The organism is Streptomyces sp. NPDC059142 (genome assembly GCF_042755665.1).
Lineage (GTDB): Bacteria > Actinomycetota > Actinomycetes > Streptomycetales > Streptomycetaceae > Streptomyces.
Window position 1 is genome coordinate 1 of the sequence record NZ_JBHZDA010000111.1, and the last position, 7,864, is coordinate 7,864.

Here is a 7,864-nt window from a genome sequence, read left to right on the forward strand (position 1 = left end):
GGGCGGACGCTTGAAACGTCCGCCCCTCAGCCGTACTGTCCTGGCCCTGCTGCCCCGGTCCCGCTGTCGCTCGGTGGGACCGAGCGGTGGGGCTGCTGTTACTGGCCCTGCTCGTCGCGGCGACGCTGCCACCGCTGCTCGATCCGGTTCATCATGGAACGGCGCTGTCTCGATGGGCGCCGGTCGGCGGATGCGCCGCCCGCCGCCTGCTGCTGCTCACCTGGTTTGGGCGCTTTGCGCCAACCGGTGACAGCCAGGACCGCACAGCCCAGCATGACGAGGAACCCCACCACACTGATCCAGATCTGCTGGGCGACCATTCCGGCCATGAGGAGCGCGATACCCACCAGGAAGCCTGCGACTGCCTGGTAGACCCGTCGCCGGGTGTATGTACGCAGCCCGCTTCCCTCAAGCGCTGTCGCGAACTTGGGATCTTCGGCGTACAGCGCTCGCTCCATTTGCTCGAGCATTCGCTGCTCGTGCTCCGAGAGCGGCACGGAGTCCTCCTAGTCGTCGGTCGCGGGGGGCGACCGGTATGCGGCTCCTTCAAGGATAGGCAGGGAATCGCCCCCGTGAAACCCGCCCTCAACGCCAAATCGCCATTCCGGGCCGCCATGTCGGCTCGGTCGCTGAGGCGTTGATTCCCCAACCATCGATCCGTCATGCCGGATGGTGTACCCCGATCATACGGCGCCCGGAGCCCCACTGGGGGGCCTGTGGCGCACTCCATGCGGAGCTGCGCCGCTGATCAGCCATGTACGGGGCGTTCCGGACGGTTCACCGGGGGTTCCCCGGGCCGTCGGCGGTCAGCTCCTTTTCTCGCCCAGGACGTGGAGCTGGCTGGCCACGGAGTGGAAAGCCGACAGCTCAGCGGCGGCCGCCTCCAGCTTCAGCAGGGCGTCCACGGCACCCGGCTGGGTGTCCACGAGGCCGCCGGGCACCAGGTCCGCGAAGACCCGGACACCGTGGACGGCGCCGATCCGCAGACCGGCCCCGGCCACCAGCTCGGTGAGCTGCTCGGCGGTGAAGCGCCGGGGCACCGGATCGGCCTCGCCCCAGCGGCCCGCCGGGTCGGTGAGCGCCTGCCGGGCCTCCGTGAAGTGCCCGGCGAGCGCCCTGGCGAGCACGGCGCCGCCCAGCCCGGCGGCGAGCAGGCTCAGCTCGCCCTCGGGGCGCAGGGCGTCGACCGCGTTCCGTACGCCCTCGGCGGGGTCGTCCACGTACTCCAGGACGCCATGGCACAGCACGGCGTCGTAGCCGCCGCGTCCGACCACGTCGAAGAGACCGTGGATGTCCCCCTGCACCCCTTGGACACGCTCGGCGACCCCGGCTTCGGCCGCCCTGCGCTCCAGGGCGAAGAGCGCGTTCGGGCTGGGGTCGACCACGGTCACCCGATGGCCCAGACGGGCGACGGGCACGGCGAAGTTACCCGTCCCTCCTCCGGTGTCCAGGACGTCCAGGACACCGGTGCCCGCCGCCCCGGCCCGGCGGGCGAGGGCGTCCTTGAGGACTTCCCAGACCACGGCGGTGCGGAGGGAGCCGCGGGGGCGCGATGGCGTCTCCCCACCGTTGACAGGGGAAGGGTCCGACACGGCAGTTGACTCCTCGGCGCGGTGCCGCCCCTGGCGGCGGGGCGTGGAACAGGACAGACTGCGCCCACCCTATTGCCTCGGCCGTCCCGCCCGGTCACCCAGCGGCGCCACCCGGCCGTGGCGGTTCCTCGCGCGGCTGGGGCAGCACCGGTTCGAGCACGAGCAGCCGCTCCACCAGGCGCAGGAACATCCCGGCGGCCCGGATCAGGTCGTCGGCGTCGCGGCCGCTGGCCGCGCCCGCTATCCCGGCCTCGGCGCGCGCCCTGCGGGTGGCTCCCGAGGCGAAGAGCCCGCCCCATTCGGACAGCTCGGGCGCGATCTCGGGAAGGACCTCCCAGACGCTCCTGATCCGTTGGCGGCGCCGCGGGGTGGTCTCGGGCCGGCCACGGGCCGCGAGGACTGCGGCGGCGGTGCGCAGGGCGGCGAGGTGGGCGGTGGCGTAGCGCTCGTTCGGAGTGTCCAGGGTGGCGGCCTCGTCCAGTCCGCCGCGCGCCTGCGCAAGCAGATCGAGGGCGGCGGGCGGCGCGGTGGCCCGGCGCAGGACGGGGTGGACATCGCTCGGTGGTCCGGTCAGCGAGGGTGCAGGGCCGTCGGTACGGCGCCGGTGTGCGGCACGTGCGTAGGAACTGGCCATGACGAACCTCCTGTCGTCGCGTGACGGCTTCGTGGCCGTATGTGTCCATCGTGACGGCCACCACTGACAATCGGCCTGACCTGCGCTTTCGCGCCGATGGGCGGACATGTGCGGACGTGGCGCTGGCGCGGTGCGGACGCGGTGCCACGAAAAGCGCCGGTCCGGTGCGGCTCATCCCCCATGAGCCGCACCGGACCGGCGCGTTCCCCCGTGATCCCCCGTTCCCCTGCAACTCCCCCGTTCCCCCGTAACCCCCCAGTCCCCCTCCCCCGTACTCCCCCGTACCCCCTTGGGTCTCCCCTCCTGGTCGCCCCCTCGGTCCCCCACCCCGTTCCCCCGTGGTGCCGGAGAGCCCGCCATCCACCGATCCTCCGTGGATCCCCCGTGGTCGCCGGGCCCTCCGTTCCGCACCCCCGTCACGTCCGGGGTGCCGCACCCGTTCCGCCGCCCCGTGCCGGCGGTACCGGTGCCGCTCCCCTTCCGTGGGCTCCACTCTTCCGTTCACGCAGGTCGCGGCCCATCCGCGTCCCTACTCATCTCGCCCCCTAGGTACGCGTACTCACGGCTCCGTACTTCTCCCCACCCCGGGGCCGCACGGCTACGATCGCGACCGTGTCCGTACTTCCCCTGATCTTCACGAGCGGCTGGGCCAGCGGCGTCAACGCCTACGCGGTGGTGCTGCTGTTGGGCCTCTTCGGTGCCACCGGGCTGACCGACGAGGTGCCCGCCTCGCTCCAGCGGACCGATGTGCTGGTCGTCGTGGGCGTGCTCTTCCTCTGCGAGGCGGTGGCGGACAAGATCCCGTACGTCGACTCGGTGTGGGACTCCGTGCACACGGTGGTCCGGCCGGTGGCGGGCGCGGTGGTCGGCGCGCTGCTCGCCGGGCAGAGCGGCTCGCTGCCGGAGCTGGCGGCGGGCGCCGTGGGCGGCTCGACGGCGCTGGTGAGCCATCTCGTCAAGGCCGGCACCCGCATGGCGATCAACACCTCGCCCGAGCCGGTGAGCAACGTTCTGGTGAGCACGGCGGAGGACCTGGGCGTCGCCGGGATCGTCGTCTTCGCGCTGTTCCATCCGGTCGCGGCCGCGGTCGTCGCGGGGATCCTGCTGGTGGCGGGCGTCGCGACGGTGTTCTTCCTGGCCACCAGGATCCGCCGGTTCCTGCGGCGCCGGGCTCGGCGCCGCGTTGTCGGTGACGCTGGATAGTCTTTTCGCCATGGGACGGATCGTGTTGGTGGGCGCCGGGATGGGCGCCATGGCCACGGCCGCGCGGCTGGCCGTGGCGGGCCACCGGGTGACGGTGTACGAGCGCTCGGCGACCTACGGCGGGGCGGTGGACCGGTTCGAGCGGGACGGGTTCGTCTTCGACACCGGGCCCGGCCTGCTGCACCTCCCGGCGGTCTACCGCGATCTGTTCGTGAAGACCGGCAAGGAGTCCCTGGAGCGGAGTGTGACGCTCGACCAGGTGGACCCGGCGAGCCGGCACCTCTTCGCCGACGGTACGGACGTACGGCTGCCCAACGCGTCGCGGGCGGGCTCCGTCGCCGCGCTGGACGCGGCGCTGGGCGCGGGCGCCGGTGAGCGGTGGGCCGCCTTCCTGGGCCGGGCCAGGGACGCCTGGGACCGCACGCGCAGACCGCTGCTGGAGGAGCCGCTGCGGGCCGACCCGCGCCCGCTCGGCCGTGACCCGTATCCGGCGGTCCGGCAGCGCCGGCTGCTGCGCGGCGCCCGGCAGGCAGCCACGGTCGCGGAGATCGGCGCGTGGGAGCTGGGCGACCCCCGGCTGGCGGCCCTGCTGGACGGCTGCGCTCTGTCGTACGGACTGGACCCGCGCCACGCCCCGGCGTCCGCGGCCGTGCTGCCGTATCTGGAGCAGACCTTCGGCAGTTGGTATGTGCGGGGCGGCATGCGGGAGTTGGCCCGTGCGGTGTACGAGCGCTGTCTGGCCCGCAAGGTGGAGTTCGTCTTCGGCGCCGAGGTGACGCGGATCGTCGAGAAGGACGGCGTGGCCGCCGGTGTGGAGCTGGCGGACGGCACCCTCGTCCCGGCCGACGCGGTGGTGGCGGGGGTCGCCGCCGGACGGCTCGCCGCCCGGGACCTCGACGGCGCCGGGGACGGTTCCGTACGGGAGCGGCGCGACGGCTCGGTGCCCGGCCGGTTCACGGTGCTGCTGGCGCTGCGCGGCGGCCGGGACGCGGACGCCGCCCACCGCACGGTGGTGCACGCGCCGGACGGCGCGGCCGAGGCCGCCGCCGTCTTCGGCGGACGCCCCGCCGAGCGGCCCACGGTGACGGTGCTGCGGCCCGACGACGCGGCGACGCGCCCCGACGACGGGCACGAGGCGGTGACGCTCACCGCGACCGTCGCGCCGCACGGCCCGGTGGACTGGTCGGGCGCGGCGCTGCGCGAACGGTACGCGCGGGTGCTGATGGCGGCGGCGCAGGCGGCCCTCCCCGGGCTGCCGGAGCGGCTGCTGTGGCACGAGGTGCGGACGCCCGCCGACACGCAGGAGCGGACCGGGGCCGAGGGCGGCGCGGTCCCGGCGCCCGCGCTGGCCGGGGCGGCGGGGGCGCTGCTGCACCCCGCGAACACCACGGAGCTGCCCGGGCTCTACCGCGCGGGCGGCTGGGCGCACCCCGGCGGCGGGCTCGCACACGCGGGGATGTCGGGGGCGCTGGTCGCCGGACTGATCGTCGAGGGCGCGGAGTTCCGCGGCTCGCGGTGACCGTGAGGTTCGCGGGCGGGCCGGTGCGGGGTGGTCCGGTGCCGGGCGGGCCGGTGCGGGTGGCGGCGGGTCAGTAGCGGTACTGGTCGTTGTAGCCGGAGCCCGCGTCGTACCCCTGCTGGGGCTTCTCGCCCGGCGCCGGGGGGAACGGGTCGTCCTGGCGCTCGCGCTGCTGTGGGACCCATACGCCGCCGGGCGGGGTGTCGTTGCCGTAACCCTGCTGGTCGGTGTGGTCCCCGTACGGCGCCGTGTACTGCTGCCGGCCGCCGAAACTGTCGTACGCGTCGTACTGCCGACCGCCGTCGGCCGTGCCGCCGTTGTACGGGTCGGCGTAGGCGGCGTACTGCTGGTCGCCGGATCCGTAGCCGTAGCCGCCCTGGTTCGTGGCGTAGCCGTCCTGCGCCGCGTAGCCGCCCTGGCCCGCGTACAGGTCCTGGGAGGCGTACGCGTCCTGCGGGGCGTAGGGGTCGTGGGCCGCGTAGGCGTCCTGGCCGCCCTGGGGCGTCCCGTAGCCGGGGTAGGCGTCGTAACCGCCGCCGTAGCCGCCCGGGTCGGCGGTCTCCTGGGACCCGTGCGGATGCGCGGCGGCCCGCCCTGCGGTGTGCGCGTCCTGGACCGCGTCGTCGTAGACGCCGTACTGCCCGGTGTCGTCGGGCAGGGGTTCCGTCGCGTACACCGCCGCGGGGCCGGCCGGCCGGTCCACGGGCTCGTACTCCAGGTCCGAGACCTCCAGGGCGGGTTCGCGGTCGGCGGCCGGCTCGGCGCCGGCCTTACGACGGCGGCTGGCCCCCGGCCTGCCGCCGATGGCCCACCCCATCGAGAAGCCGCTGCGGTAGGAGAGCGTCACATAGGTCTGGCCGGCCGCGAAGGCGATCGTTCCGAGCACGATGACGGGGACGGACCCGATCAGCACACCGAGCACCACACCCATGAACCCGGTGAAGGCGAGTATCCGCCAGCGCAGCCGCGCCTTGTACTGAAGCAGCACCTCGGCCAGCAGCCAGAGGGCAACGATGCCGAATGCGATGTAGAGGACCGCCAAGCCCATGCCCGCCCCTAGTCACGACTGCTCGTGCAGTCCGAGATTCTCGTAGATTTCGAGCGTCGCCGTGGAATTGTTGAGTGTGATGAAGTGGAGGCCCGGTACGCCTTCGGACAGCAGTCCGGCGCAGAACTCCGTCGCGAACTCGATGCCAATGGAGCGTACAGCGGCCGGATCGTCCTTGACGGAGAGGATCCGCTCTTTCAGCTCCGCCGGGAAGACCGCGGTGGAGAGCTGGGGCAATCGCTCCAGCATCTTCACACTGGTGACCGGCATGATCTCGGGAATGATCGGTGTCGCGCAACCCGCGGCGTCGACCCGGTCGCGGAGTCGCAGGTAGCCCTCGGGGTCGAAGAACATCTGGGTGATCGCGTAGTCGGCGCCGGCCCGGCACTTGGCGACGAAGTGCCGGATGTCGCTGTCCCAGTCGGGCGAGCGCGGATGCATCTCGGGGAAGGCCGCCACACCGACGCAGAAGTCCCCGGACTCCTTGATGAGCCGGACCAGGTCGGCGGCGTACCGCACGCCCTGGGGGTGCTCGGTCCACTCGCCCATCGGGTCGCCGGGCGGGTCGCCCCGTACGGCGAGGATGTTGCGGATCCCGGCGTCGGCGTACTGGCCGACCATGTTGCGCAGTTCGGCGACGGACTGGTCGACGGCCGTGAGGTGGGCGACGGGGGTGAGGGTCGTGTCGGAGGCGATCCGCTGCGTGGCCCTGACCGTGCCCTCCCGCGTGGAACCGCCCGCTCCGTAGGTCACGGAGACGAAGCTCGGGGCGACCGCCTCGACCCTGCGCAGCGCGTTCCAGAGGTTCCGCTCGCCCTTCCCGGTCTTGGGCGCCCAGAACTCGAACGAGTACGAGGTTTTTCCGGTCGCGAGCAGCTCACGCACCGTACGCGCGTGATCCGATCGGGTCGAAGCTGTGCCTAGGGCCATATGTGCAGGCTATCGAGGGCGTGGCGGCCACCCAACCGGACGTGGGGCTTTTCACGGTATTGCCCGGAAGGTGTCCACGCCTCGGACGTCCCGCGACCGGCGTCCCGGGCCCCTGGCCTCGGGATCAGGCGGCGCGGGCCCGTATCCGCGCGGCCAGGGCCGCCGTGGCGGCGGCCGGGTCGTCGGCCTCCGTGATGGCCCGTACGACGACGACCCTGCGGGCCCCGGCGTCCAGCACCTCGTCCAGGTTGCCCGCGTCGATCCCGCCGATCGCGAACCACGGTCGGTCCGTGCCGCTCGCCGCCGCGTACCGCACGAGGTCGAGCCCCGGGGCGTGGCGGCCCGGCTTGGTGGGGGTGGGCCAGCAGGGGCCGGTGCAGAAGTAGTCCACTCCGGGCTCGGCGACCGCCGCGTCCACCTCGGCGCGCGCGTGGGTGGAGCGGCCGATCAGCGGGGTGGTGCCCAGAATGGCCCGTGCGGCCGGGACGGGCAGGTCGCCCTGGCCGAGGTGGAGCACGTCGGAGCCGATGGCGTGCGCCACGTCGGCGCGGTCGTTCACGGCGAGCAGCTTGCCGTGGCGGCGGCAGGCGTCGGCGAAGACCCGGAGGTGGTCCAGCTCCTCGGCCGCCTCCATGCCCTTGTCGCGGAGCTGCACGATGTCCACGCCGGACGCCAGCACGGCGTCGAGGAACGCGGGGAGGTCCCCCTGCCGCTTACGGGCGTCCACGCACAGGTAGAGCCGGGCGTCGGACAGTGCCTGGTGGGGCGTGGGCATGGGAAGGTCCCCCCGTTGGTTCCGCTGGTTCCGCGTCGGTTGCGCGCTGACTCCCGCATCGGTCCCGCGCCGGTCCGCAGGGGGCCCGCGTCGGTGCCGTGCGGTGCGTGTGCGTCGTACGTCTCTGTCTCGGGTCCGTGACCCTCCCGGCGCGGGCGGACAG

The 7,864-nt window shown here is 73.5% G+C and carries 8 protein-coding genes; 2 read left to right on the forward strand and 6 right to left on the reverse strand.

What is annotated here, in order from left to right; all coding sequences use genetic code 11:
* Positions 1-98: 98 nt before the first annotated feature.
* From ACFXPK_RS28545 to ACFXPK_RS28555, 3 genes are all read right to left on the reverse strand, one after another.
* Positions 99-497 (reverse strand): DUF3040 domain-containing protein, encoded by a 399-nt coding sequence (locus ACFXPK_RS28545; RefSeq protein ID WP_385079958.1) that lies wholly within the window; start codon positions 495-497, stop codon positions 99-101.
* Between the two features lie 309 nt (positions 498-806).
* Positions 807-1,592 (reverse strand): class I SAM-dependent methyltransferase, encoded by a 786-nt coding sequence (locus ACFXPK_RS28550; protein ID WP_385079960.1) that lies wholly within the window; start codon positions 1,590-1,592, stop codon positions 807-809.
* A gap of 94 nt (positions 1,593-1,686) precedes the next feature.
* Complete coding sequence (locus tag ACFXPK_RS28555; RefSeq protein WP_385007953.1) at positions 1,687-2,226, reverse strand: SAV_6107 family HEPN domain-containing protein; 540 nt, start codon at positions 2,224-2,226, stop codon at positions 1,687-1,689.
* A 612-nt stretch (positions 2,227-2,838) separates the two neighbouring features.
* On the opposite strand from ACFXPK_RS28555, the gene ACFXPK_RS28560 reads away from it, so the two are divergent.
* Both ACFXPK_RS28560 and ACFXPK_RS28565 read left to right on the forward strand, forming a co-directional pair.
* Entirely contained in the window at positions 2,839-3,429 is a 591-nt protein-coding gene (locus tag ACFXPK_RS28560) for a DUF4126 domain-containing protein (protein WP_385079962.1), read from the forward strand.
* 10 nt (positions 3,430-3,439) lie between these two features.
* Positions 3,440-4,948, forward strand: coding sequence for a phytoene desaturase family protein (locus ACFXPK_RS28565; RefSeq protein WP_385079964.1), 1,509 nt, complete (start codon positions 3,440-3,442; stop codon positions 4,946-4,948).
* 70 nt (positions 4,949-5,018) lie between these two features.
* On the opposite strand, the gene ACFXPK_RS28570 is transcribed toward ACFXPK_RS28565, so the two are convergent.
* The 3 genes from ACFXPK_RS28570 to thiE form a co-directional block, all read right to left on the reverse strand.
* Positions 5,019-5,996: a hypothetical protein gene (locus tag ACFXPK_RS28570; RefSeq protein WP_385079965.1), complete on the reverse strand. Its 978-nt coding sequence runs from the start codon at positions 5,994-5,996 to the stop codon at positions 5,019-5,021.
* A 12-nt stretch (positions 5,997-6,008) separates the two neighbouring features.
* A complete protein-coding gene (gene metF / locus ACFXPK_RS28575; protein WP_385007705.1) occupies positions 6,009-6,926 on the reverse strand; it encodes a methylenetetrahydrofolate reductase [NAD(P)H] in 918 nt (305 codons plus the stop codon).
* A 124-nt stretch (positions 6,927-7,050) separates the two neighbouring features.
* The gene (gene thiE, locus ACFXPK_RS28580) at positions 7,051-7,701 is read right to left on the reverse strand and encodes a thiamine phosphate synthase (protein ID WP_385007707.1); all 651 of its coding nucleotides are present in this window, start codon (positions 7,699-7,701) and stop codon (positions 7,051-7,053) included.
* Between the last annotated feature and the right edge of the window lie 163 nt (positions 7,702-7,864).